Genomic DNA, 22,658 nt, shown 5'->3' on the forward strand with positions numbered 1-22,658 from the left:
GGCTTCAATTTATGGTCAAGGTACTCACTTGAATAGTGGCTACAGACCAACTTTCGTCACATACAGGCTCAGGGGTGTTTTCCTGCTTCAGTTCGTCTCCTATTGCAATTGACAATTGCCCGTCTTTATGCTTAATTAATTTGGTAATCCGATAAAGACTTGTCCAGCCCTCTACATCAATATACTGGCATCTTCCTGGCAGATCGGTGCGAAGGGCTCCTGTTTTTGGATCATTGAATCTTGGGTAATTGTCCGGATAGGACTGGTATAGGCAATAGCTGGATTCACAAGGGGAGTTAGAAAAAGTGGTACGAACGATGGATTGATCATCCAGTTTTAAATACCAAAAATCCGGGCCTCCGACATTGTCCGGATTGCCATCCCAACTGTCGTGAAGGAGAATCTCTAAAGTTATTTTAATGGTATTGTGAGCCGGTAAATTATCCAAGCTTAAGCGAACCTCTTCATCATGATAATATCCTAGGACAGTGTCTTCTTCATAGATGAATAATTTTCCATTTTCAAAATTCGCAAGGTCAGCTTTTGAGAAATCGTTGTTGTATACCATCATCTCTTCCCGGAGGATGTCTTCACAAGAAAAACAGCATGCCGCAAAAAAAACAATGAATCCTAAGCCTTGTTTTCGAAAAAACGAAAAGTTAAATGTCAATGAGTTATCCTTCATTAAGTAATGGGTACAAAAAGCTCCAAAATAAGAGACAAAGAAACAAAATATTATCCAATTTCAGGCCAAATTATGCTGAATTTGGATAAGGTCTTAGTCGAGTACATACTGGCGCTTTACTCTGGGGCCAATCCCTGTGAGCAATTCATAGGGTATGGTCCCAATTTTATCAGCAAGGTCAATGATAGAAGGTTGTTTACCAAAGAGTATGGCTTCATCTCCCACACAGACATTTAAACCAGTAACATCTGCCATACACATGTCCATGCAAACATTGCCAATGATAGGCACCAATTTACCTTTAATTAAAACCTTGGCATTTCCATTGCTAAATCTTCTATTATAGCCATCTGCATAACCGATAGCCAATGTTGCCACTTCGCCTTCTGTTTTCATTTGCCCGACTCTTCCGTAGCCAATCGTTGCACCTTTGGCAAGTGTTTTTACTTGAGAAACCACTGTTTTCAGGACCATGGCCGGTTCTAATTTATTTTGTTCCATTTGATTGACTTCTATGCCATATAAGCCAATGCCTAATCTTACCATATCATGGGCATATTCCGGATAACGAATGATACCTGCTGAATTAAGGCAATGTCTCAAAGGTCGGCAACCGGTACTATCCATTAATTTTTTACTCCATTTTTCAAAAGAAGCAAGCTGCGATAGGGTGTAATCTTTATGGATTGCTTCATCGGCTCCGGCCAAATGGGTGAAAATCCCGGCGACTTTGATGTTTTTAGCTTGTTGAAGAATAGCAATGGCTTCACCAAGGTCTTCATCTGTCATTCCCAGTCTTCGCATACCGGTATCAAATTCCAAATGAACAGGTATTTCTCCGGAATAATTATCAATGCTGGTAGACAAGGACCGAAGTTGCTGTAGGTTATATACAACAGGCTCCAAAGCATGCGTCTGAAGCAAATCCAAATGAAAACTTCCAGGGTTCATTACCATTATTGGCAGGCTGATGCCATTGTTTCTAAGGAAAATTCCTTCATCAGTATAGGCTACAGACAGGTAATCAGCCCCAATTTCTTGTAAAAAGTTGGCGATTTCAGCAGCTCCACCTCCATAAGCAAAAGCCTTTACCATCACCATGATCTTGGTTCCGGCTTTAATTTTTTTGCGGTAATGCATAAAATTGTGGCGGAGGGCATTCAAGTTGATTTCTAAAATGGTTTCATGGGCGAGGGCTTCTAGTTTTTGGACGATGCGCTCAAATTGATAAACCCTAGCCCCTTTGATGAGGACCAGGTCATTGGCCAGGGACAAGCTTTCCAGGCCATTTAAGAGTGCCTCGGTATCGTCATAGCACCTGCTTTCAGAAGGAAACAAGGCCTTGGATTCTTCAAACCCTTTTCCAACCCCAATAAAGAGGTCTATCTCATACTGGTCTAGCAGCCAGGCTATTTTTTTAAAAGTGGTAGCCACATCTCCATCTTGTTGAATTTCTGATAGAATAAGCATCTTTCGGCCACTTGTAGTGACTTGTTGGCTCATAAACTCTAAGGCCAATTCCAGTCCTGCAAGGTCATTGTTATAACTGTCATCAATCAGTTTGCAGCCGTTTAGACCGGACTTCAGGGTAAGCCTCATGTCAACAGCATGTAGCAGTTCCAGTCCTTGCTGAATCATGGCAGGTTCCATCCCCAGACTAAGGGCAGCGGTGATTACATGCCTTAGGTTTTCCAGAGAGGCCTTGTCTCTGAATGAAGTATAAAATGTAAAAGTTTGCAGGTTTTTGCCCATCATATAAATCTTGGTGCCATTCCGATGAGACTTAACCGACAGGACATAATCAGCACCGGGCTTGTCAGACCAGCTAATGAGTACAGAAGGGTCAAAAGTTGAGGTTAAATGCTTATTTACCAACTCCTGATCCTTATTGTAGACCAAGAATTTGACTTCTTTAAAAAGCTTGCACTTTTCAATGATCTTTGATGCTGTATCCTTAAAATTCTCATCATGGGCACTTCCAATATTGGTGAAAATACCAAGTTGGGGCTGGATGATCTCCTGCAAAGCCTGCATTTCATTGGGAGCAGAAATCCCCGCTTCAAGTAGGGCAAGTTGGTGTTGAGGATTTATTCCCAACGCTGAAAGTGCTACTCCTATTTGACTATTGTAACTTTTGGGGCTTTTCCATAAATTATATTTGGCTGACAATACCTGAGCCAACCATTCTTTAACAATGGTCTTCCCATTGCTTCCGGTAATTCCAATAACAACTCCAGTAAAAGCCTTTCTGTTGATTTGTGCCAATTGTTGTAATTTCTTTAAAGGGGAAGAAGAAAGCAGAATATTGGCATTCTTTAGCTCTTTTAAGAGAGGACGAGGACAGTGATTGGGCAATACGAAGTTTCGCACACCTTTGGCAAAAGCATCTGTTGCAAATTCCCACCCGGCATGTCTCGATCCCTGCAGTGCGATAAAAAGGGTTTCTTTTCCGGCGTGAATTTTTCTGGAGTCAATAACCCCAAAAAGAATGCTGTCATCAGGACTGCCATGAATAAATTGACTGCCATTATTTGAAGCGAATTGAGAGAAATTGATCGTTTGCATTGGTGTTTCAGCTGGGTTAAGCAATTGGAACTTCAACAAATTTAGAACTAAAATTTTTAGCTAAAATTGTTTAGTGGAAATAATAAAATTCTTTAACAAGGCTTTATTAACAAGGCTTTATAGGATAGGCTTAAGGCCTTGTTTTTCATTTGTATAAGAATAAATAATTGTTTATTATTGATTTATAAACAGTTAATTGAAGTCTTTCTTCGCCCATTTACGAACAATATCATGATTTGTCAAAATAATATTCGGATTCTTTCCAATATGCCTTTTATTCTAGGGGGATTATTTTTCTGTTTTATATCCGGAGAAACTTTTTCACAAAATGATGACGGTAACGTTTACAATTATGTGCAACAAAAAGCGACTTTGAAGAAGACTGAAATGATTCAAGGAGAGAATTCTGAAAATAATAAAAACCGCTTCATTGGTTACGATAAAGAATTGATTCAAAAATCATCTCAGTCAAAAGAAATTTTGCTTCAGGAAAAAAAGGCCGATGGGGTGAAAAATAGCACTGCAAATGAGGAAACATCAACCCTTTCGCTTAATATATTTCTGTATGTATTAGATACTTTTAAAGAGGATTGATTGGAGACTTTCTCTTAATCTACTGCCTTAATTTTTTATTTTTTTGTATGTCTGCGGGGATTTTATTATTTTAGTTTATAATGATAAACCCCATGAAAAACTTAAACTTACTAATGCTCGTTGGCATATTTGCCGCTCTTTCACTTGTCATGACTTCTAAAGCTCAAGAGATTGGGCTACAACTATATAGTTTAAGGGAGCAAATGAAATTGGATGTTGAAAGAAATCATGAACTTATCCAGCAATGGGGCATCCGTTATATTGAGGGGGGAAGTACCTATGAAATGAGTGATAAAAAATACAAAGCCCTCCTGGAAAAATATAACCTTCAAATGATAAGCGTGGGTGGAGCCTATGATGAGCTGATCAATGATCCTGAAGCAGTGATAAAAAAGGCCAAAGATTTTGGTGCCAAGTACATTGTAACTTTTTGGATTCCACATAATGGAGCATTTGACCTTGAAAAAGCAAAAGAAGCGACTGAGCTTTTTAATGAATTTGGCAAAAGGGCAAAAGAAGAGGGATTAACATTTTGTTACCACCCACATGGCTATGAATTTAAGCCCCAGGGCGAGGGAACACTTTTTGACTATATGCTGGACAATGCCACAGATTTTAAGTTTGAAATGGATGTGTTTTGGGTAAAAATGGGTGGAGGAGATCCTTTGGCAATTTTGAAAGCGCATCCTGACAAATTCCCATTGCTGCATTTAAAAGACAGAAAGAAGGGAACCCCGGGAAGTAGCGATGGAACTGGCGATGTAGAATCGAATGTGGTGCTTGGAAAAGGCGATATTGACATCAAAAATATTATTTTGCAAGCGAAAAAAGGAGGCACACAATTTTTGATAATTGAGGATGAGTCTTCCAAGTCCGTGGCCCAAATTCCACAGTCCGTTTATTACATCAACCAGGCTTTAAACAATTGATTTAAAAAAAGTAGAATTTTATGTTCATAAATATTAAAGTATTGTTAATCATCATAGGGCTAGGTTTCAATAACCCTGAACCCATGCTAACTTTGGACTATGATGATTTTAAAAATAAAATTGAGACGAAGTCAGATGAATTGAGGATCTATAATTTCTGGGCCACATGGTGTGCACCTTGCATCAAGGAAATGCCCTACTTTGAAGCTGCTGTAAAAAATATGGAAAACACCAAGCTGGTATTTGTGTCCATAGACGACGATAGAAAACCGGAGCGGGTAGAGGCTTTTATTGAAAAATTGGAGATAATATCACCGGTTTGGTTGCTCAGTGAAAAAGAACAAAAAAACTGGAAGAGGCAATTGGAGAAAGATTGGTCAGGAGCCATTCCGGCTACTTTGTTTGTTGCTGCTGATGGCAGCAGGCATTTTCATACTGGGCTTATGAGCGAAGAGAAATTCAAGGAGCTCATTGCAGCCTATCGATAAATAATACCAAAATGATGGAGCTAGCCGATATTGTAGCATTATAGCTGTAGTGCAAAAGCCTTCCTGTGTATGGGAAGGCTTTTACTTTTTATTGCACTTATTTTTTTCAATCGAAATACAAGAATTTCTTTTTTCCTTCATTTTCTACTTTTAAATATACCTGGTGAAGTTTTAAAAACTTAAGTCGATAATTTTTTGAAAAACCACCTTCTTCTTGAATTTTGTCTTTCAAAAGCACTTTGTGATCTGTTCTAAAAATAGTGACTTCTGTGCCCGGATCTGTTAGGCCAAGTACCTTAAGATTGAAGCTTTTCTCATCGATTGGTTTGGCATAAGCCATCAGTTTCTTTTCTACTTTTTTATAGCTTTTTATTTCAAAAATTTGCGCTTCCTCTTTGGTTTCAAGCTTTACTCTGTATTGACCCTCAGGGACACTGCTTAAGTTGAAAGGAATATTTTCAGGACCTTCCACTGTGAAAAAATTCCTGCTTATGATTATGTTATTCTTATCATAAATGCTGATTCGGACTTTTCCTATGGAGTCAGCTAATTTAATGATAAACCTTTGTTCTTTTGTTTCTACGGAGGAAACTTCCTTTAGGCTTTTATCCCATGCAAAACTTGAATAGGACATTCCAAATACGAGAAATAATGTTACTAATGCTTTCATGATATTGTGAAGTTTAGAGGTTTTGTTGTTTTCTCGATTATTGCCAAGCACATACCAAATCGATGAAAGCAGTCGAGCCCTAAACCCAATAGTGACTTATTTTAAAGCTGATGCAACCTTAAAAGATCAGGCAGATTAGGATAAGTTGTATCAAAAGCGGACAATCGGACGGTTCTTTGTTAAAGCACCGTTCATTATTTTACCATAAAAACTTGCTCAAACCTTTTAAAAAATAATGTAAAAAAAAATAATTAAAAATATAAGTAGTTGATAATGTGGGTAATAATTTGGTTTTACTGATCGATTCCGAACAGTAGTTGTTTTGAAAACGATCAATGGTTTTAAGCTAAATTTAGTTGAAATAAGTGAAATCTGCTTTTTGCAGGAGCTGGAATTAGCAATACAGGATGCTTGTTGCTTCTGATCACCCCTTTATTCGCATTTTTTAAATAAAAGTAGAATGAAGAAATCTTAGAAACGAGCAGTTTTGTTCTTCCTTCGCTTAAAAGCACCCTTTCTCCGTTTATTGTTGCTATAAAAATTATAGAGAAAATTAATGGTAATCAGGGTTACGGAAATTGGAATGAAAAAAGAGGGCATCATTGTTTTTATACCAAAAAGGATAAATAAGGCTGCAATGATTCCTATTTTAAATGAGGTATGGCTTTCCGGATAAGTACTGCTAATCAAAGCCAAACTGGTAATTTCAACAACGATTAAAACCATGATCATATAGGTAAACGCAGTAGCTGCAGTAATTCCGGTACCTACAAAATACCAAGCAAGGAGCCCTAAAATAAGGATTAGGCTTATGCTGTGGAGGGTAAAATTGATTTTTTCTTTCATGGGTTTGGGTTCAAAGTCACCTTAATTTAATATTATTTCTCTTGATTCCAAAATATCAGTAAGTTTTCATGGGGCCTTTAACGACTTGTGTTGGTTTGCATAGACTATTGCAAATAATCTATTGTGAATGTCGTTTTTTTGCGCATGCTGCTATTCAAATGGGGAATTGTTGTCCTTCGCTTTTGATGGGAGTTTCAACATAGCACCGCTAAGCTAAAATCTCCAAGCAACCTGATTATCCCCTGATTGCAACAATTCCAGGAAACACCGGAAACCCTATTACACAATCCGGGTTTAGGGCATTCATAAGGAAAGGCTTTTAATAGAGGTAGCCTCTATATTTTGGTCTAATAATTAAGATGTCCTATAGTTTCCCCAACCACTTTAAAAGGGTATTGTAGGGTTTTGACCAGGTGCGCTGAAACCTAAGCGGGCCATTTAATTCTTGTTCAAAGAAAGACCTATGATGGGCATTTAGGTAAGCAATCCTTTCTCTCTTCTTTTGATTGGTACCTGTTTTCTTGCGTTTACTTGTGGGTGTTAATCGATAGTAAAAACCTATAAATGGGAGTTGGATGACGTCCCCTCCGTTTTTTAGCATTTTGATCCAGAACTCCCAATCTTCACGTCCCATGCTCATGTCCTCAGAAAAACCGCCAATTTCAAGAAAATCTGACTTCCGGAACAAAGCAGCGACAAAGATCATATTGTCTCTGGCCAGTTGATTACGACTAAAGGGTTTTAACTTCCAGGGTTTTTGGCCACTTTCATTGAATTTGACAGCTTGGCAATAAACAACCTTTACATTGGGACTGCTACTCAATGTTTCCACCCCTTTTTCCAGGTATTGTGGAGAAATGAGATCATCACCATCCAAAGGTAAGATATAGGTTCCCTTAGCCGCCCTTATCCCCTTATTTCTGGCTTTGGCAACTCCCCCATTTTTTTGGTCCAACACCTTTATTTCGCTGTGTTTTTTTGCCAGTTGTTGGGCAATTGTCAAGGAATTGTCCTTCGATCCATCATTTACAATAATAATTTCTAAAGGTTTATAAGAGGAAGCCAAAACAGATTGAACCGTTTCTTCAAGATATTTGCCCTGATTATAACAGGGAATCACAATGGATACCAGTGCCTTAGTCATCAATGAAAGAATTTTTGGAACATATCGTCAATGGGTTCTTTAAGTGCCAAGGTATTTGGGCCAAACTTTCTGATGCTATAGTGGTTTTCTCTCAAGATTCTTAAGCAGGAATTGTAATCGCTATTATTGAGACCAACATTTTCAAAAATGATGGCTTCAGGTTGAGTTTTGGGAATGTCAAAGATGCGGATAACCTCTAAGTCATAACCCTCCGCATCAATTTGCAAAAGGTCTATCTTTGAAATTTTGTATTTTTCCAAAAGGCTTTTCGGAGAGATCACAGCAACGTCTTCATGGTTTACCCATTGGCTTTTGTCTTGGGGTATTGCGATTCCAAATTTTTCACAGTTTGAGGCAACTATCCCATCTTCAAAGGCTTTGAGAATTTTTTCCTTTGAAAATGAGGTCAATCCTGTCGCCCACCTCATGTCTGAAAAACCAATTTTATAGATGGGTTGGCAACCGTCTTTTTCCCCTATGGCGGCACATAGGGTATTGATTCCCTTATTTTTTACATAAATTTTTTTAAGGTATTGATGGTATACTCCCGGTTGAGGTTCTAGCAAAACACCCTTCCAGTTGTCTCTTTTTATAAATTTATGAATGGGATCATGTGTAATACCATCATTGGCACCGATCTGAATAACCGTAAAGTTATTTTTTTTAGACTGGGAGAATAGGTTCAGAAAATCACTTAGGCTTCCCTCCTTCGGTTTATAAAAGTATTTGTAAAACCCAATAAAAGCAAGATTATTAGAGGCACTTAAGTTGAACCGTAAAGACTTGTATTGCTGCTGTAGTTTTCGCTTTAAGGATATTAGTGAATGATTTTTGTGCATCAATCAAAGTTATTAAAATTTGGGTGCTTTACAAATTCAGAAAATTTTATGATGTTAAATATTCACTAATATCCTATTTGTCCTTTGTTTAAGGATTTGCGATAAGTTATAATAACCCTCTAAACTGATTTAAAAACCTAATGTCATTTTCGGTGAATAGCCTAAGGTCATTGATTTGATACTTCAACATGGCAATTCGCTCTATGCCCATACCAAAGGCAAATCCGGTAAATTTTTCAGGGTCAATTCCACAGTTTTTAAGCACATTGGGGTCTACCATACCGGAACCTCCAATTTCAACCCAACCACTGCCTTTACAAATATTGCAACCTTTACCCCCGCAGAGTTGACAAGAAATATCGATTTCTGCACTTGGTTCCGTAAAAGGGAAATAGGAAGGCCTGAACCTTACCTGGGTTTGTTTCCCAAACATCTCTTTTGCGAAATGATATAAAGTCTGCTTCAAATCCGAGAAACTGACATTTTCATCCACATACAAACCTTCCACCTGATGAAATATACAATGCGCTCTGGCAGAAATTGCCTCGTTTCTAAATACACGACCCGGTGACAGGGTACGAATAGGAGGTTCTTCATTTTCCATCACCCTAACTTGAACAGAAGAGGTATGGGTCCGCAATGCGATGTCGGGGTTTTTTTCAATGAAAAACGTGTCTTGCATTTCACGTGCCGGATGGTTTTCCGGGAAGTTTAATGCGGTGAAATTGTGCCAGTCGTCCTCAATTTCAGGTCCCTCAGAAAGGTTGAAGCCTATTCTTTCAAAAATGGTTACAATTCTTTGCCTTACGGCTGTTAATGGATGAATTCCTCCAACAGGCCAAGCCGTGGGTGGCAAGGTGAGGTCCTGATCGAGCACTCTTTTCTGTTGGCTACCACTTTCAGATTGGGCGATCAATTCCTTAAATTTTTCTTCAGCCAGATTTTTTACTTCATTGACTTCCTGGCCAAATGCTTTTTTCTGATCATTCGGTATATTCCTCATTTCAGCAAAAAGGGCACCTATAATGCTCTTTTTACTTATAAACCTCATTCTGAAAGCTTCTAGTTCTTCTGCAGAATCGGCTTTGGCTGCTGCTAATTCAGCTTTAATCTGGTTTATTTTTTCACTATGCATGTGGAAATTCATCTTTGTAAGACCACAAATCTAAAATAATTTTTTGAGGCCACCTATCTTTTAAAAGAGCTAAAAGGGATTCTTTCTACTATAAGCTATCTTCTTCCTCTTCTTTCTTGGGAATTTTGGGTTGCATTAATCCTGAACTTCCCATTAATCCTGAAAAAGTAGCCTTCCACATATAATTGAAAACAAACTTATAAGGAATCCTTTCCACATAGATTGGAGAACTTACCAGCCGGTTAAAAATAGGCCTAGGGTTGTTTTTTCTTAAAGCCAAAGCATTGATGACAAAAGTTAAAATTCCTTTTCTTCCTCCGGCATCTTTTAAGGTACGCTCATCCAGAAGCTGCACTTTAAGCTTGTTGTATTTTAAGGTCATCTCACCAATGGCTTCATTTTTATCCACCACAAAATGCCATTTTCCCTCCCTTACCTTGCCTCTTTTTACCGTAATAAAAGCATTGGTAGCCAATATGGAGTTGATGGAAGGAAGGTCAAAAGCACCTACCTCTGCCTCCACTGCAATAGGGTAAGGGTCTTCAAATTCCATTTGAACTTTGGCCTTTATCGGAGCTACCTTGTTGATTCTAAAATCGGCTTCCACCTCGGGATTTTTCCTGTCTTCTCCAAATTCCCCCAATCTAAAAGGGTACATTTTGGCATTGAACTGATCAAAAGTAATCTCACCCGGGACCATTCCTTTGATTGGAAACTCTGTATAAGTAAGCATGCCCTCTTTTACAATTAAGGTGTCCAACTCGATGATCTGCTTGGATAGCTCCATCAACTGCTGAGGCATCATCTTGACCACTGTGGTATCCTCTTCAATTCTTTTGTCTCTAAACACTTCCAATTGTGGCATTTCCAGGGTCATGCTAAGGGCTTCAATCTTCTCTTCAGCAATAAACCGTTTTAGGTTTAAGCCTTCTATAGTGATTTTCGGCACATACAATTCCATCACATCTGTTTGCTTTCCTACTGCTCGAGCATAGGCAAACCGCCCTACCCTAGGTAAAAACCGAACTTCATTAAGGATCAATTTGTCCTTAGAAACCATTAATTTACCAATGCTTATTTTATTTAAGCTGTCCGGTAAATTCAGTTCATAGTCCTTGAACTCAAAGCGGAAATCCTCATTGAAAAAGAAATCAGAATTGAATTGTTGTTTTTGTGTAAAGTCAAAATTCAGGTCACTAAGGATTAGACGTAGGTTATGAAAAGCTCTTTTTGGTAGGGTGTCAGACTTGTCTATCAAGGCAAAACTTCCACCATTGAGTTTGAAATTCCTGATCAGGATGCTTTCCAATATTTTGCGGCTCACTTCCTTTCCCTGCCCATTAGGTAATTCAATAGGGGGTTCATTTTTGCTTAGGTAGAGGTTGACCTCAGGATCTGTTAATCGCAATAGGGATACATCAAGCTCTCCGGTTTTTTGAAAACTTGTAAGGGAGCGGGTATTGATGCTGATCTGGGGAATATGTGCTTTAATTATTGGGCCTTGCAGATTTTCAGGGGCTTCTTTAGGCACCACATTCACATTCTCGATTAATATTTCTTCCTTCCGAGAGTCAAGTTGGATTTTTGAAAAAGTGACTGTATGAACACTGTCCTTAAGTGCCAGAGAAAAATTGTCTACATCCAAAGCCATTGTCGAAAAGAAGCTGGCAATGTCTCCATGTGATAACCTGGTAGAATCAAGCAGAAAGTCTGCTATGGCTATGTTGATTCCGGTATTGATCAATTGTAAATCATTTCCATTCTGGTAATTCGCCACATTAAAAGAACCATTGGTGGCCAAAATGGAATCTATTTTGATTACATCAATGGTTTTTGGAAGGTTTCTACTTTTCTTTTTTTCCCCATTTGGCTTGTCTTCTTCTTTGTTAAAGGCCCGGTTGATGGACAAATTCACTTCAGCATCTGAAAACCGAAGTTTGGTCAATGCCAAGGTGTTGTCAAACAAAAAGGCTTCCAGGTCTACTCCACTAAAGCTCAAATCGGGAAAACTCGCCTCAATACTGACCTTTGATTCGAGGTCTTTATTGGGCATTAACTTAACATCGAAGGTATTGATTTCTTCCCGAGCAGAATTGAAGCCTATACGGCCGGCCACAATGCTGTATTTTCCATTGGCCAAGTTGAATAGATAATTGTTGAGATTGACGTCTACTTCATCTGAAAACAAGGTCCTGTTAGCTGCAGGGTTGATGTTTTCGTCCAGATAAAAATTCCTAATTTTTACTGAGATGTCATTTTCGGCGAAAGATCTAAACTGTTCATTGGCAAAGTTTTCATAGTTGAAAGTACCTTTTTCGGTGCTCAAAGAGTCAATGCTGATCACTTTGAAATAGCTGGTTATCAAATCCAATACATCTCCACGTTTTAGCTTTTCTTGCTTGTTATTTTCTTTGGGGATGTATTTTGTCCAATGGATGATAGGACTGGGGATATCAATATGATTGATAAATAACTTGTTTTGAAAATATGCTTGGTTGATGTCCACTCCGGTAGCAGAAAATTCCGGTATCTCAATGTCCAAAACGGTTGTTCTGCCATATTTATCCAGCAAGGGAAGTACCGCTTCAGGGGAGAAGGGTTTAAGTTTAAACCCTTCTATATTCAATAGATCCTTTTGGGTGTCAATCAATATTTTGTCCGCCACAAAAAGATGCAGGTTATCCGACAATTTTAGGGCATAGTCTTCAATCTCAAGCCTAAGGTTGTCGGCCAGAAAAATCCTCGAAGAAGTGTCTGACATGTATTTGTCATCCAACTGGAAATTTTCTAGCAGAAAGCTTATTTTCCCGAAAGCCAGACTGTCCTGCCTTACTCTTAGGTGATTGTCTAGCACCAGACTACCATTTTCTACTTCTAATTTCTGGACATATACAGCTTTAAAAAACCCTTTGGTTAATTGCTGCAAGTCGGTCATTTGGGAGGGATCGCTTTCTTCGGTAGCATTGCCAAGGATGTCTTTGATCACTACATCCGGTGCATTTATTAGCAACTCTCCTATGTCAATGATGTTTTCATTGTAAACTTTTCTCAGATTTGCATTGGCAAATTCCAGCAGTGGTACTTTTATTTCAAAAAGGGAAGCTTCCGCAAGGCTGTCTTCATTCACTTCCGGTTTAAGTTCTATTTCATTGATCTTAACCTTGTCATCTAAAGTAGACAGGTAAATATTGTGTCCTGAAATCCAATGCACCCCGTCGGCCAATGCTATTTTTGCCCGATCAATTTCTAATGTTGCATTTCTTGCATATAGGAAATTATCTTTTTTAAGTTCTTCATCTTGTCCCAGATATACATCTTCCAAAGAAAATTGGATTTCATCTGCTTCAATCCTGTTCTTATTTGGATTATGAACACCCCTTTGCAAGAATTGTCCATCGTCAATGGTCAAAGCTTTTATGGTGATCGACTCCAGTAAATCTTCCACCAAGCCATACATGTCTGTGGTTCTTGCCTCCTCATCCATCGCATTCCTGTCCGTATACAAAACGATATGCGGTGCATTAAGATTGAGGTCTCCAATGGCGACTTTTGACGTTTGGAACATCTCCATGATGTCAGCATCTGTCAAGGCTAGCTTTTCCAAAAATATTTCATAGTAGACGTCTGCAGCTTTTTCCAAATTAGGGGTAACCCTTACCTTGCTCGCCAATATTTGCTTGTCCAGAGAAGAGATGGCTACCTTTTCTGCCATGACCCTATGAATGCTATCTGCTAATGAAACCTCAAAGTCATCAAAATCCAATTGAAAGCCCTCGATGCCAAAAGGAGCATTCTCTTCCTTTTCTCCAATGAGGTGAATGTTTTTGAGGTAAAGGTTGGTGTTTTGGGCAGCAATGGATTTTTGACTTAGGAAATTTTCTATTAAAAAATTGGCCTGATCGATGTAAAAATCATTGATAAAAATCTCCTTTAAGGGACCATTAAGTGATTTTTTAATTTCGAATTCAAGTTGTTTGAGTGGGCTGAATTCTTTGTTATCAGTAAGTTCCAATTGTTGTTTGGACTGGATCATGGGAGCTGTCAAGCGTAGTTCATCAGCTGTTAACTTGCCGTCTTCACCTAGGAAGTTTAGGCCCAATATATCCAATTGATCTACTGAAATTTTATAATAGGGGATCTCTAGGGCATCAAAAATTGTGGGGTCTGTTGGTACAAGTTGAAACTTTTCGACAAAAAGACCACGCTGAAACAAAGAAAGGTACACCCTTTCAAAGTCTACAGCGTATTTGCCTTTTGAAACTTTCTCTACCTGTTGCTGTATATACTCTCTAAATAACCAGTCCGCTCCAAAAAAAAGAATAAAGTGGGTTGAGACAGCAAGAAAGGCGAGAACTGAAATGATTTTCAGCAATCGCTTTCTTTTTTTTCCGGATTTTTTGATATCTATTTCTTCTCCACTCATTTTTCAGATCAAGAATACAAAATAAAGAGGAAAATGTTTAAGAAAGACTGCTAAAAGAAAAATTTGAGCTGCCATAAATAAAAAAGCCGGTGGATATATGTTTCAATATATTCACCGGCTTGGGTATAAATGCTGTAGGAGAAGGATTCGAACCTCCACGAGGTTGTTAGGCAACACATTGAGCTCGATGTGTGCTTTGTCCAATACGCCGGATAAACCGGTTTCCTCACCCCCGAGACAGGAGGGCATGTCTGCCAATTTCAACACCCTACAGTGTTTGAGAACTTTATCAAAAATCACTTCGCTTTTCCAGAGCGGAAACCGAATTATATTTTGATATAGCAAATGTAATAAATCGTAGAGATTAAGAAAATATTATCATTAGAAATATTAAAAAATTATAATATTCTTAAAAAAGCATCTAAAAATAAGACTTATTGGAAATTATAAGTCTTATTATATTGTCGCTTTTAGAGATTCAATAATTGGCTATTTTTCAAATTTCACATAATTTTCCCACTTTTCGATGACCGTTAACATGTCCTCCGGTATTTCCCCTTCAAAATACAATTCTTCGCCACTTATCGGGTGAATAAAACCCAAAGATTTGGCATGTAGTGCCTGCCTGGGAAGTATCTGAAAACAATTTTGAATGTAGGATTTGTACTTTGAATATTGGGTACCTTTTCGAATTTGATCTCCTCCATACATGGCATCATTAAATAGCGGGTGGCCGATGTATTTCATATGAGCCCGAATCTGGTGTGTCCTTCCGGTTTCTAGCTCGCAGCTTAAAAGGCTGACATACCGAAGTCTTTTGATAACCTTCCAGTGAGTGATGGCTGACTTTCCGGCATCACCTTCAGGGTAGGCCTGCATCACTTTCCGGTCTTTGACACCCCGGCCTATGGGTACATTGATTGTTCCTTCATCCTCAACTGGTTCTCCCCAGACCAAGGCCACATAGGTTCTTGATATGGAATGATCAAAAAACTGCTTGGCAAGATGACTCATGGCCCTTTCAGATTTAGCAATTACCAAGAGTCCACTGGTGTCTTTGTCTATCCTGTGTACCAAACCCGGACGCCCTGAATTTCCGGGTAATTCAGGAAGATTTTTAAAATAATAGGCCAAGGCATTAACTAAGGTGCCGGTCCAGTTGCCATGTGCAGGGTGCACCACCATGCCTGCAGGTTTATAAACCACCATTAGGTGGTCATCTTCATACCTGATGTCTAAAGGAAGATCCTCCGCTACCACCTCTGTTTCCTTGCGACTTTTTTCCATGGCAAAGGTAATCAGGTCGCCGGCTTTGATTTTATAGTTGGCTTTTACTACCTCCCCATTTACTTTAACTATTCCTGAAAGAATGCTTTGCTGAACCTTATTTCTAGTAGCATAGGCCAGTTTATCGGTAATAAATTTGTCTATTCTAATCGAACTTTGGCCGGGATCTACAGTCAATTCATGGTGATCGAAAAAACTTTCCTCTTCCGGTAATTCTTCATTCGTGATCTCTGTCATGGTGCAAAATTAGGATTTGATCAAAAACAATTAGAGTTTTGACTTAAAATCATTGGATAAATTTATTTTGACTGCGTTAAAACCTGCCATATATCAGCCACTTTACGACCCGTTAATCAGTGAAAAGGGCTTAGAAGTAATTGTTAAAAGACTGGATCTACTTCATCCGGATGTTCAAGGTAACAAATTTTATAAACTACATTATAACCTTGAAGCGGCGAAGAAATCGGGGCTTTCACAAGTATTGACCTTTGGAGGGGCATATTCCAACCATATTCATGCCACCGCCTTGGCGGCTTCTGCAAAGGGGTTGAAGGCCATAGGAGTCATTAGAGGTGAACTTGTCACTCCACTTAATCCAACCTTGGATGATGCGCGGAATCAAGGGATGGAATTGTACCCAATGTCTAGGGAAGAGTACAGGCAAAAAGACAGTGATACGATACTTAAAAGCTTGAAAGACAAATTTGGGGAGTTTTATTTGATCCCTGAGGGAGGAACCAATGCCCTGGCCATAAAAGGAACCCAGGAAATATTGGAGGACAAGGATTTGACAATGGATTTTGTTACTTGTCCTATTGGGACCGGAGGTACATTTGCAGGGCTCTTGGCAAGTGCCAGATTCAAGCAAAAGCTTATTGGCTTTTCTTCTTTGAAAGGTGATTTTATAATTTCTGAGGTGGATCAGTTGCTCCGCAAATATGGGATTCAGCCCAATTGTGCGTATGAAATCCAGACCGCCTATCATTTTGGAGGATACGCCAAGCAAAAGCCAACCTTGATATCATTTATACAGGAAATAAAAACAAAAGCCAATCTACCACTTGAGCCTGTATATACAGGAAAGATGCTATTTGGCCTTTTTGACTTGATTCAGAAAGATTATTTCCCCAGGGGAAGTAAAATATTGGTTTTACACACCGGAGGATTGCAAGGAATCCGCGGGTATGAGCAAAGACTCGGCATTAAGTTTTGACCTACACCTCTCCGGAAGTTTCCACTTTTTCTAGAATGGCAGCATAATCCAAATCATTCCAATTCTTGGGGACATCCGGGTCTTTCATTACCTCATCCATCACTTTTTCCTGAAGTTTCCCAATGGCATAGGCCTCCGAATAACGCATATTAGAAAAAGTTACCATGCTGTATAGGGGTTGCCATTCTTTGGGATACAATTCATGCAGTTTGGCTTCAATTTTTTTCCGTATCAGAAATTTAGGATCAGCTATATTGTCACTCATCTCTTTGAAATTATCCATGGCCAGCTGGCAGATGGCATCAGTATCCGGTTTCCTTGTTTTCTGAAATTTTCCGAAGACCAAGTCCCAGGAGGAGGTGCCGTATTTCTCGATAAGGTTGTCCAAAATAAAACAATCTTCAAATCCACAGTTCATGCCTTGTCCATAGAAAGGAACCATGGCATGGGCCGCATCCCCTATGAGCAAGGCGTTGTTTTCGGTCCATGGATAGCATTCTGTATTGATAAGTGAAGAAGTAGGATTGTTTTTAAAATCAGCCAACAAATTCGGCATCAAATCAAAGGCGTCATTGAAATAAGTTTTAAAAATTAGATTGATATCCTTGTCATCATAGATATTTTCAAAGCTAACTTTATAACCTTCAAAAGGTAAAAACAGGGTACAGGTAAACGACTTGTCCAAATTAGGCAATGCTATGAGCATGAACTTTCCCCTTGGCCAAATATGAAGGGCATTGGGGTCCAGTGCGAAATCTCCGGTAGCAGTAGGAGGAATATGTAATTCCTTATAGCCGTGAGAGATAAATTTTTGGTAAAAATTAAATCTTACTTGACTTTGAAAGGCATTTCTTAGTGCAGAATAGGAACCATCAGAACCAATTAATACATCTGAAGTCATCCGTTTTTCTGAGCCATCTTTAAGGCAAAATTCCACTTCTCGCTTAGAAACATTGACATTTTCCACCTTGTGGTTAAAATAAATCTTTGTGCCAAGTGCTTCTGCTTCATCCATTAGCAGTTCGTTAAATACATTTCTGCTGATGGAATAAATGGCTTGGTTTTCTTTTCCGTAGGGCTGAAAGTAGGTATTCCCATGTTCATCATGGATTCTTCTGCCGGACAAGGCTAAGGTATAGGGCAAAACTTTTTCTTTCAAGCCTGCTTTTTCCAGGGCATTCCAGCCTCTGTCACTCAACGCCATATTGATTGATCTGCCTTCTCCGGTTTTATTTGAATTGCGCCAATCCTGACGTTTTTCATAGATAGTCACATCTAGTCCTCTTTTTTTGAGGTATATGGCAAGTAGGGATCCGATGAGTCCCGCGCCCAATAGGTCTATTTTCTCTTTCATTTTTTAATAGGTTTAATTCGTGGGGTTATTCTTTCAATGAGTTTTTGAGGATTTTACTGAATTCAAAAACATCCTGAAAGCTATTGTACATAGGGGTGGGTGCAAGTCTGATGACATTCGGATTTCTCCAATCCGCCACCACTCCGTTATCAATCCACAAATCAAAAACTTCTTTGCCTTTTTTGTGAATCAATAAAGAGAGCTGGCAGCCCCTTTCTGTTGGTTTTAAAGGAGTTATAATCTCTAACAATTCCGGGTCTTTAATTGTTTCGCGAATAGCAAATTCGAGATAACCGGTTAATTGAATACTCTTTTTTCTTAAATTTTCTAAGCCGGCTTTGGCAAATAATTCCAGCGAAGCCTGGTGGGCAGCTAAGCCCAGTACATTGTCGTTGCTTAATAACCAGCCATCTGCTCCAGGCATATGCTTGAAGCCCTTATTCATTTTAAATCGTTCTTTTTCATCATGTCCCCACCAGCCGGCAAATCTAGGCAGTAGGGGATTGTCACGGTGTTTTTCGTGCACGAAGATTCCCGCGACATTACCGGGTCCTGAGTTGAGGTATTTGTAGCTACACCAAGTTGCGAAGTCTACTCCCCAGTCATGAAGCTGGAGCGGAACATTGCCTATGGCATGGGCAAGATCAAAGCCTACAGGGATATTGTGTTGATTGGCTGCTTTACTTATGGCTTTTAAGTCAAACAACTGTCCTGTATAGTACTGAAGTCCCGAAAGCATGACCAAGGCCAATTCATCTTTATGGCTTTCTATATTTTGAAGAATGTCTTCGGTGCGTAACAGGTGTTCATTTGGTCTTGGCGCCAATTCCAGTATGGCTTCATCTGGAATCAAGCCATGAAATTTTACCTGAGACTCCAATATATACTGATCAGAAGGAAAAGCCCCGGCTTCGGTTAGGATCTTGAATTTTTTTCCTTTGGGTTGATAGAATGACACCATCAATAGGTGGAGGTTTACACTTAGGCTATTCATGGCTACAACCTCCTCCGGATTGGCTCCAACCAAAGGTCCAAGCAGGCTTTTAGAAGGTTTTCTGGCATCGACCCAGGGTACTTTGCCTTCAAAGTGACCGTCCACTCCTTTATCAGCCCATTTTTCCAGTTCTTGTTTCAAGTAAGCATTGACGGTTCGGGGCTGTAAACCAAGAGAATTGCCACAAAAATAGATCAGTGGTTGGCCATTTTGTTCCGGAATATAAAATTTTTCCCGGAAAGTGGACAGTGGATCAGCTTGATCCATTCTGTGCGCAAATTCCGGTGTTAATTCAAATGCAATCTGATCCATATCTGGATGGGAAAATGGTGTATTTATTTTAAATCAAAATTCCAGAAATCATACCCGGCCTATTTTTGCATTACTGTACCACATTTTTTACAGCATGTGTTTTCGGGGTTGGCCCAAAAACGATCCATTATAGGTGGCAGTTGGTTTACTATATCTGTGATGGTGGCATATTCTTCGTAAAGTTTGTTGTCACAGTTTTCACAAAACCAAAGGAAACCATCTTCTTCACCCGGTTTTCTATACCTTTCTATCACCAGGCCCACTGTATTGGCCGGTCTTCTGGGGCTATGAGGCACTCTGGGAGGCAGTAGAAACACTTCCCCTTCTTTGATGGGTATGTCTTTCATTACCCCATCGTCTACTATTTTAAGAACAATATCACCTTCAACTTGGTAAAAGAACTCCTCACCTTCGTTATAATGGTAATCCTTTCTGGCGTTTGGACCTCCTACCACCATGACGATAAAGTCGTCATTTTCCAGGTACATTTGTTGATTGCCCACTGGAGGTTTTAATAAATGGCGGTGATCATCTATCCATTTGGTGAAATTGATTGGTTGGGAAACGGCCATAATTTGAATAGTTTTAATGATTATGCCTGGGCTTTCTTGATCCTACTGAAATGAATTATAGGCCTAAGGCGAACGGCCAAAATTATAAAAAATATCCTATTAATGAACTATATAAACCTTAGCATTAACAAAATGGTAAAAATGATTGTTTACAAAGGTTTTTTGCATGGTTTTGAATAAATGGTGACCTACCAATTTTTTATCATTGCTATTCAGTAACTTGCCCGAAAAAGTAAATGATTGCTTTGCTTTGACCCGCTAAAATGATTCAATTCAGCCTTTTTTAAGCCCTTATGTCCTCACACCATTTTGTAAAAGAACAACAAGAACCGGCTTTGCTTCTGTTGCTTGAAGAAATTGGAGATACGGAAACTCTCTCTTCCCTGCTCGAATGGGTGCCTACCGTCCTGGTTACCCAAAACAATGTGCAAAAAATCATGTCCTTGGGTATCAAAATTGATGGGATTCTTGCCACAAAGGAATTCCAGAATGCCAACCCTTACTTGCTTGAAGAACAGCATCCGGTAATATTTATCACTTCGGCTGAAGGTGACTTCTTAGAAGCCGGCCTCAACTACCTTAGGGAAAAAGAGCATCATGCGGTAAATATCCTGAACTTTGATCCCTTGCGTATAGGGGAGTTGCTTCCTCAACTATCAAATTTGGACATCGTATTTTTTTACAATGGAATAAGGTATTTTCCGGCAAGGAAAGGAAAAATGAAAAAATGGTTCCCCGAAGGTCCCATACAGGTAAATGGTGCTGAAGGACAATTTATTGAACATCAATCGGCATCTGCTTCCAATGTTTTTCGCATCCAATACACTACCTTTTTAGAGCTTGAAGAGGGCTTTCATACCTTTAGTAGCAATGATTTGTTTTGGATAGGTACCTTGGTGTAGCCGAAAAATCAAGCCAAAAATATGCTGTAGACGAATGGGCTAAAAAAATTAGGATTCTCCTGCCCATAAATCAATGGCAACCCTTTTATACAATCCTGGTATAAAGTTTTAAGGTACCGTTTGCCGGACTTGGCCATATACGATGCGATCCTTTCCGTTGATGTCCCGGATAAGCCGGACTTCTCCAAAGCCTTCACTGTTCATCATGGAAACGACTTCCGGACCAAAAGCTTCATTGATTTCAAAATACAGGAAGCCATTAGGGTTGAGAGATTCTTTGGCATGAAGGCATATGGCTTTGTAGAAGCGCAAGGGGTCCTCATTGGGTACAAACAAAGCCAATTCAGGCTCATGTTTCAGCACATTGGCTTGCATCAATGCACGTTCTTTTTCCAACACATAGGGAGGGTTGCTGACCATAAGGTCATATTGATCCAAATGCAAATCTTTATTCAAAACATCTGCTTTGATAAAATTGAGCTTTGCTCCATGTTTTGCTGCATTGTGTTTGGCGATGGCCAAAGCTTGCTCACTAATATCTAGGGCCGACACCTCCGCTTCTGCCCATTCCAGCGCCAAGGATATGGCAATGCAACCAGAGCCTGTCCCAAGGTCAAGGACTTTCATTTTTCCTTTGTTGTTTTGTAGAATCAGTTGGACCAGTTCTTCGGTCTCATTTCTGGGAATCAGTACACCGGGGCCAACCCTAAATTCTCTTCCATAAAACGGTGCTTTTGCCAATATGTATTGTATGGGTTCACCAGCCATTAATTTGGCCATGGCATTTTCTAAGTTTTCAGGAACTAAAGGAATGGGTTTTTTATTTAATACATCTTTACGGTCCACAGACAAATAGGCTTCGAAAAGCCACATCACCAGACTGCGTGCTTCAGTATCCGGATAAAGGGAGGTTAATTGGCTTACATAGGCCTTGTATACGTCTCTTAAATTCATTTTTTAATTGGGTTACCGATCCCTTTGTTATTGATGAAAAACCAAAAATAAATGGCGCCTATAGCATAACAGACCAAATCCAAGGGGTCTCGAACATACACAGAAGACCAAGCGGGCAGGAACCCTTCGAATAACAGGCCAAAGTATACCAGGCCAATGATGATTTGCTTTTTGGTGAAGATCAGTTTTGTAGGGTCTTGATGCATCCACCTAAACGCTTGTAAGGTAATGCCGAGGACCACCGGTATGGCAAGGAGGTCATCCAGGTAACTGTGCAAAAATGGCAAAAACAGGCCTTGAATCTTTTCAAGGTATTGATTGGCCCAGAATAGTATACATGGAAACCAGAAGAAGGGATTTTTGAGCACCGACATTATCCGGGCAAGGCAGCTATCAGCCAAGCAATTATTGTGATAATGGTGATATATAGGCTATAGAAGAAATTACCCACTATTTTGGATTTCTTTACAAATGCACTGTCGCTTTCCTTAATGTAGAAAATCCACTGTTCTTCATTGACTTTCTTTTGAGCAGCTCTTTTTTCTTCGAAGGCCAATTCTTCCTTTCCGAGTATTTCACCGCAATGTTCGCAGGTATCTGTCAGGTTTTGATTCCATTCAGTCCATTTTCCACAATTTGGGCATTTTTTTTCTCCCATAGCGGCAAAAATACCAAAATATCCATCTTCTGCCAACTCCTCTTATGCTTCTTGGGCATATTCCCCGTACATATTTTCTATATTTGTGGTTAAA

General features: G+C 39.4%; 20 protein-coding genes. 5 read left to right on the forward strand and 15 right to left on the reverse strand.

The window, feature by feature from the left end:
* Nucleotides 1–4: 4 nt before the first annotated feature.
* Nucleotides 5–685: a hypothetical protein gene (locus ACYVHJ_RS09650; RefSeq protein WP_460514294.1), complete on the reverse strand. Its 681-nt coding sequence runs from the start codon at nt 683–685 to the stop codon at nt 5–7.
* A gap of 93 nt (nt 686–778) precedes the next feature.
* The gene (locus ACYVHJ_RS09655; RefSeq protein ID WP_460514295.1) at nt 779–3,250 is read right to left on the reverse strand and encodes a type III PLP-dependent enzyme domain-containing protein; all 2,472 of its coding nucleotides are present in this window, start codon (nt 3,248–3,250) and stop codon (nt 779–781) included.
* Nucleotides 3,251–3,481: 231 nt separating this feature from the next.
* On the opposite strand from ACYVHJ_RS09655, the gene ACYVHJ_RS09660 reads away from it, so the two are divergent.
* The 3 genes from ACYVHJ_RS09660 (at nt 3,482) to ACYVHJ_RS09670 (ending at nt 5,261) form a co-directional block, all read left to right on the forward strand.
* Entirely contained in the window at nt 3,482–3,844 is a 363-nt protein-coding gene (locus tag ACYVHJ_RS09660; RefSeq protein ID WP_339903990.1) for a hypothetical protein, read from the forward strand.
* A 92-nt stretch (nt 3,845–3,936) separates the two neighbouring features.
* Entirely contained in the window at nt 3,937–4,773 is an 837-nt protein-coding gene (locus ACYVHJ_RS09665; RefSeq protein ID WP_460514296.1) for a sugar phosphate isomerase/epimerase family protein, read from the forward strand.
* A 20-nt stretch (nt 4,774–4,793) separates the two neighbouring features.
* Entirely contained in the window at nt 4,794–5,261 is a 468-nt protein-coding gene (locus ACYVHJ_RS09670) for a TlpA family protein disulfide reductase (RefSeq protein WP_460514297.1), read from the forward strand.
* A gap of 106 nt (nt 5,262–5,367) precedes the next feature.
* Here ACYVHJ_RS09670 and ACYVHJ_RS09675 read toward each other — a convergent pair whose 3' ends face one another.
* From ACYVHJ_RS09675 to ACYVHJ_RS09705, 7 genes are all read right to left on the reverse strand, one after another.
* Nucleotides 5,368–5,931, reverse strand: a complete 564-nt coding sequence (locus ACYVHJ_RS09675) for a DUF3244 domain-containing protein (protein WP_460514298.1) — start codon at nt 5,929–5,931, stop codon at nt 5,368–5,370.
* Between the two features lie 471 nt (nt 5,932–6,402).
* Complete coding sequence (locus tag ACYVHJ_RS09680; protein ID WP_460514299.1) at nt 6,403–6,777, reverse strand: hypothetical protein; 375 nt, start codon at nt 6,775–6,777, stop codon at nt 6,403–6,405.
* Between the two features lie 364 nt (nt 6,778–7,141).
* Nucleotides 7,142–7,921: a glycosyltransferase family 2 protein gene (locus tag ACYVHJ_RS09685; RefSeq protein ID WP_460514300.1), complete on the reverse strand. Its 780-nt coding sequence runs from the start codon at nt 7,919–7,921 to the stop codon at nt 7,142–7,144.
* Complete coding sequence (locus tag ACYVHJ_RS09690) at nt 7,921–8,760, reverse strand: FkbM family methyltransferase (RefSeq protein ID WP_460514302.1); 840 nt, start codon at nt 8,758–8,760, stop codon at nt 7,921–7,923. The genes ACYVHJ_RS09685 and ACYVHJ_RS09690 overlap by 1 nt, the downstream gene beginning before the upstream one ends.
* A 106-nt stretch (nt 8,761–8,866) precedes the next feature.
* A complete protein-coding gene (gene pheS / locus ACYVHJ_RS09695; RefSeq protein ID WP_460514303.1) occupies nt 8,867–9,895 on the reverse strand; it encodes a phenylalanine--tRNA ligase subunit alpha in 1,029 nt (342 codons plus the stop codon).
* Between the two features lie 88 nt (nt 9,896–9,983).
* Nucleotides 9,984–14,318 (reverse strand): hypothetical protein, encoded by a 4,335-nt coding sequence (locus ACYVHJ_RS09700; RefSeq protein ID WP_460514304.1) that lies wholly within the window; start codon nt 14,316–14,318, stop codon nt 9,984–9,986.
* Nucleotides 14,319–14,807: 489 nt separating this feature from the next.
* The gene (locus ACYVHJ_RS09705) at nt 14,808–15,842 is read right to left on the reverse strand and encodes an RluA family pseudouridine synthase (RefSeq protein ID WP_339900690.1); all 1,035 of its coding nucleotides are present in this window, start codon (nt 15,840–15,842) and stop codon (nt 14,808–14,810) included.
* 52 nt (nt 15,843–15,894) lie between these two features.
* Here ACYVHJ_RS09705 and ACYVHJ_RS09710 point away from each other — a divergent pair, with 52 nt between their 5' ends.
* Nucleotides 15,895–16,818: a 1-aminocyclopropane-1-carboxylate deaminase/D-cysteine desulfhydrase gene (locus tag ACYVHJ_RS09710; protein ID WP_460514305.1), complete on the forward strand. Its 924-nt coding sequence runs from the start codon at nt 15,895–15,897 to the stop codon at nt 16,816–16,818.
* A gap of 1 nt (nt 16,819) precedes the next feature.
* Here the strand turns inward: ACYVHJ_RS09710 and ACYVHJ_RS09715 are convergent, their stop codons facing one another.
* From ACYVHJ_RS09715 to ACYVHJ_RS09725, 3 genes are read right to left on the reverse strand one after another with little or no spacing between them, the layout of a single operon-like run.
* On the reverse strand, nt 16,820–18,172 hold the full coding sequence (locus ACYVHJ_RS09715) for an FAD-dependent oxidoreductase (RefSeq protein ID WP_460514306.1): 1,353 nt from the start codon (nt 18,170–18,172) through the stop codon (nt 16,820–16,822).
* 25 nt (nt 18,173–18,197) lie between these two features.
* Nucleotides 18,198–19,478 (reverse strand): kynureninase, encoded by a 1,281-nt coding sequence (gene kynU / locus ACYVHJ_RS09720; protein ID WP_460514307.1) that lies wholly within the window; start codon nt 19,476–19,478, stop codon nt 18,198–18,200.
* A 59-nt stretch (nt 19,479–19,537) separates the two neighbouring features.
* On the reverse strand, nt 19,538–20,050 hold the full coding sequence (locus tag ACYVHJ_RS09725) for a 3-hydroxyanthranilate 3,4-dioxygenase (RefSeq protein ID WP_460514308.1): 513 nt from the start codon (nt 20,048–20,050) through the stop codon (nt 19,538–19,540).
* 293 nt (nt 20,051–20,343) lie between these two features.
* On the opposite strand from ACYVHJ_RS09725, the gene ACYVHJ_RS09730 reads away from it, so the two are divergent.
* Nucleotides 20,344–20,952, forward strand: a complete 609-nt coding sequence (locus tag ACYVHJ_RS09730) for a thiamine pyrophosphokinase (protein ID WP_460514309.1) — start codon at nt 20,344–20,346, stop codon at nt 20,950–20,952.
* 108 nt (nt 20,953–21,060) lie between these two features.
* Here ACYVHJ_RS09730 and prmC read toward each other — a convergent pair whose 3' ends face one another.
* Genes prmC through ACYVHJ_RS09745 form a run of 3 tightly spaced genes read right to left on the reverse strand, consistent with a single transcriptional unit; the run spans nt 21,061 to nt 22,600 of the window.
* A complete protein-coding gene (prmC, locus tag ACYVHJ_RS09735) occupies nt 21,061–21,906 on the reverse strand; it encodes a N5-glutamine methyltransferase family protein (RefSeq protein WP_460514310.1) in 846 nt (281 codons plus the stop codon).
* Nucleotides 21,903–22,307: a magnesium citrate secondary transporter gene (locus ACYVHJ_RS09740; protein WP_460514311.1), complete on the reverse strand. Its 405-nt coding sequence runs from the start codon at nt 22,305–22,307 to the stop codon at nt 21,903–21,905. Before ACYVHJ_RS09740 ends, prmC begins: the two co-directional genes overlap by 4 nt.
* Entirely contained in the window at nt 22,280–22,600 is a 321-nt protein-coding gene (locus tag ACYVHJ_RS09745) for a hypothetical protein (RefSeq protein WP_303613257.1), read from the reverse strand. The genes ACYVHJ_RS09740 and ACYVHJ_RS09745 overlap by 28 nt, the downstream gene beginning before the upstream one ends.
* Nucleotides 22,601–22,658 lie beyond the last annotated feature (58 nt).

Source organism: Cyclobacterium sediminis, assembly GCF_054781075.1.

Coding starts and splice junctions, on each gene's coding strand:
- ACYVHJ_RS09700 (WP_460514304.1), bottom strand. CDS start 14,318: ATGAGTGGAGAAGAAATAGATATCAAAAAATCCGGAAAAAAAAGAAAG.
- ACYVHJ_RS09675 (WP_460514298.1), bottom strand. CDS start 5,931: ATGAAAGCATTAGTAACATTATTTCTCGTATTTGGAATGTCCTATTCA.
- ACYVHJ_RS09730 (WP_460514309.1), top strand. CDS start 20,344: ATGTCCTCACACCATTTTGTAAAAGAACAACAAGAACCGGCTTTGCTT.
- ACYVHJ_RS09705 (WP_339900690.1), bottom strand. CDS start 15,842: ATGACAGAGATCACGAATGAAGAATTACCGGAAGAGGAAAGTTTTTTC.
- ACYVHJ_RS09685 (WP_460514300.1), bottom strand. CDS start 7,921: ATGACTAAGGCACTGGTATCCATTGTGATTCCCTGTTATAATCAGGGC.
- ACYVHJ_RS09660 (WP_339903990.1), top strand. CDS start 3,482: ATGATTTGTCAAAATAATATTCGGATTCTTTCCAATATGCCTTTTATT.
- prmC (WP_460514310.1), bottom strand. CDS start 21,906: ATGAATTTAAGAGACGTATACAAGGCCTATGTAAGCCAATTAACCTCC.
- ACYVHJ_RS09690 (WP_460514302.1), bottom strand. CDS start 8,760: ATGCACAAAAATCATTCACTAATATCCTTAAAGCGAAAACTACAGCAG.
- ACYVHJ_RS09725 (WP_460514308.1), bottom strand. CDS start 20,050: ATGGCCGTTTCCCAACCAATCAATTTCACCAAATGGATAGATGATCAC.
- ACYVHJ_RS09670 (WP_460514297.1), top strand. CDS start 4,794: ATGTTCATAAATATTAAAGTATTGTTAATCATCATAGGGCTAGGTTTC.
- ACYVHJ_RS09715 (WP_460514306.1), bottom strand. CDS start 18,172: ATGAAAGAGAAAATAGACCTATTGGGCGCGGGACTCATCGGATCCCTA.
- ACYVHJ_RS09680 (WP_460514299.1), bottom strand. CDS start 6,777: ATGAAAGAAAAAATCAATTTTACCCTCCACAGCATAAGCCTAATCCTT.
- ACYVHJ_RS09655 (WP_460514295.1), bottom strand. CDS start 3,250: ATGCAAACGATCAATTTCTCTCAATTCGCTTCAAATAATGGCAGTCAA.
- pheS (WP_460514303.1), bottom strand. CDS start 9,895: ATGCATAGTGAAAAAATAAACCAGATTAAAGCTGAATTAGCAGCAGCC.
- kynU (WP_460514307.1), bottom strand. CDS start 19,478: ATGGATCAGATTGCATTTGAATTAACACCGGAATTTGCGCACAGAATG.
- ACYVHJ_RS09665 (WP_460514296.1), top strand. CDS start 3,937: ATGAAAAACTTAAACTTACTAATGCTCGTTGGCATATTTGCCGCTCTT.
- ACYVHJ_RS09650 (WP_460514294.1), bottom strand. CDS start 685: ATGAAGGATAACTCATTGACATTTAACTTTTCGTTTTTTCGAAAACAA.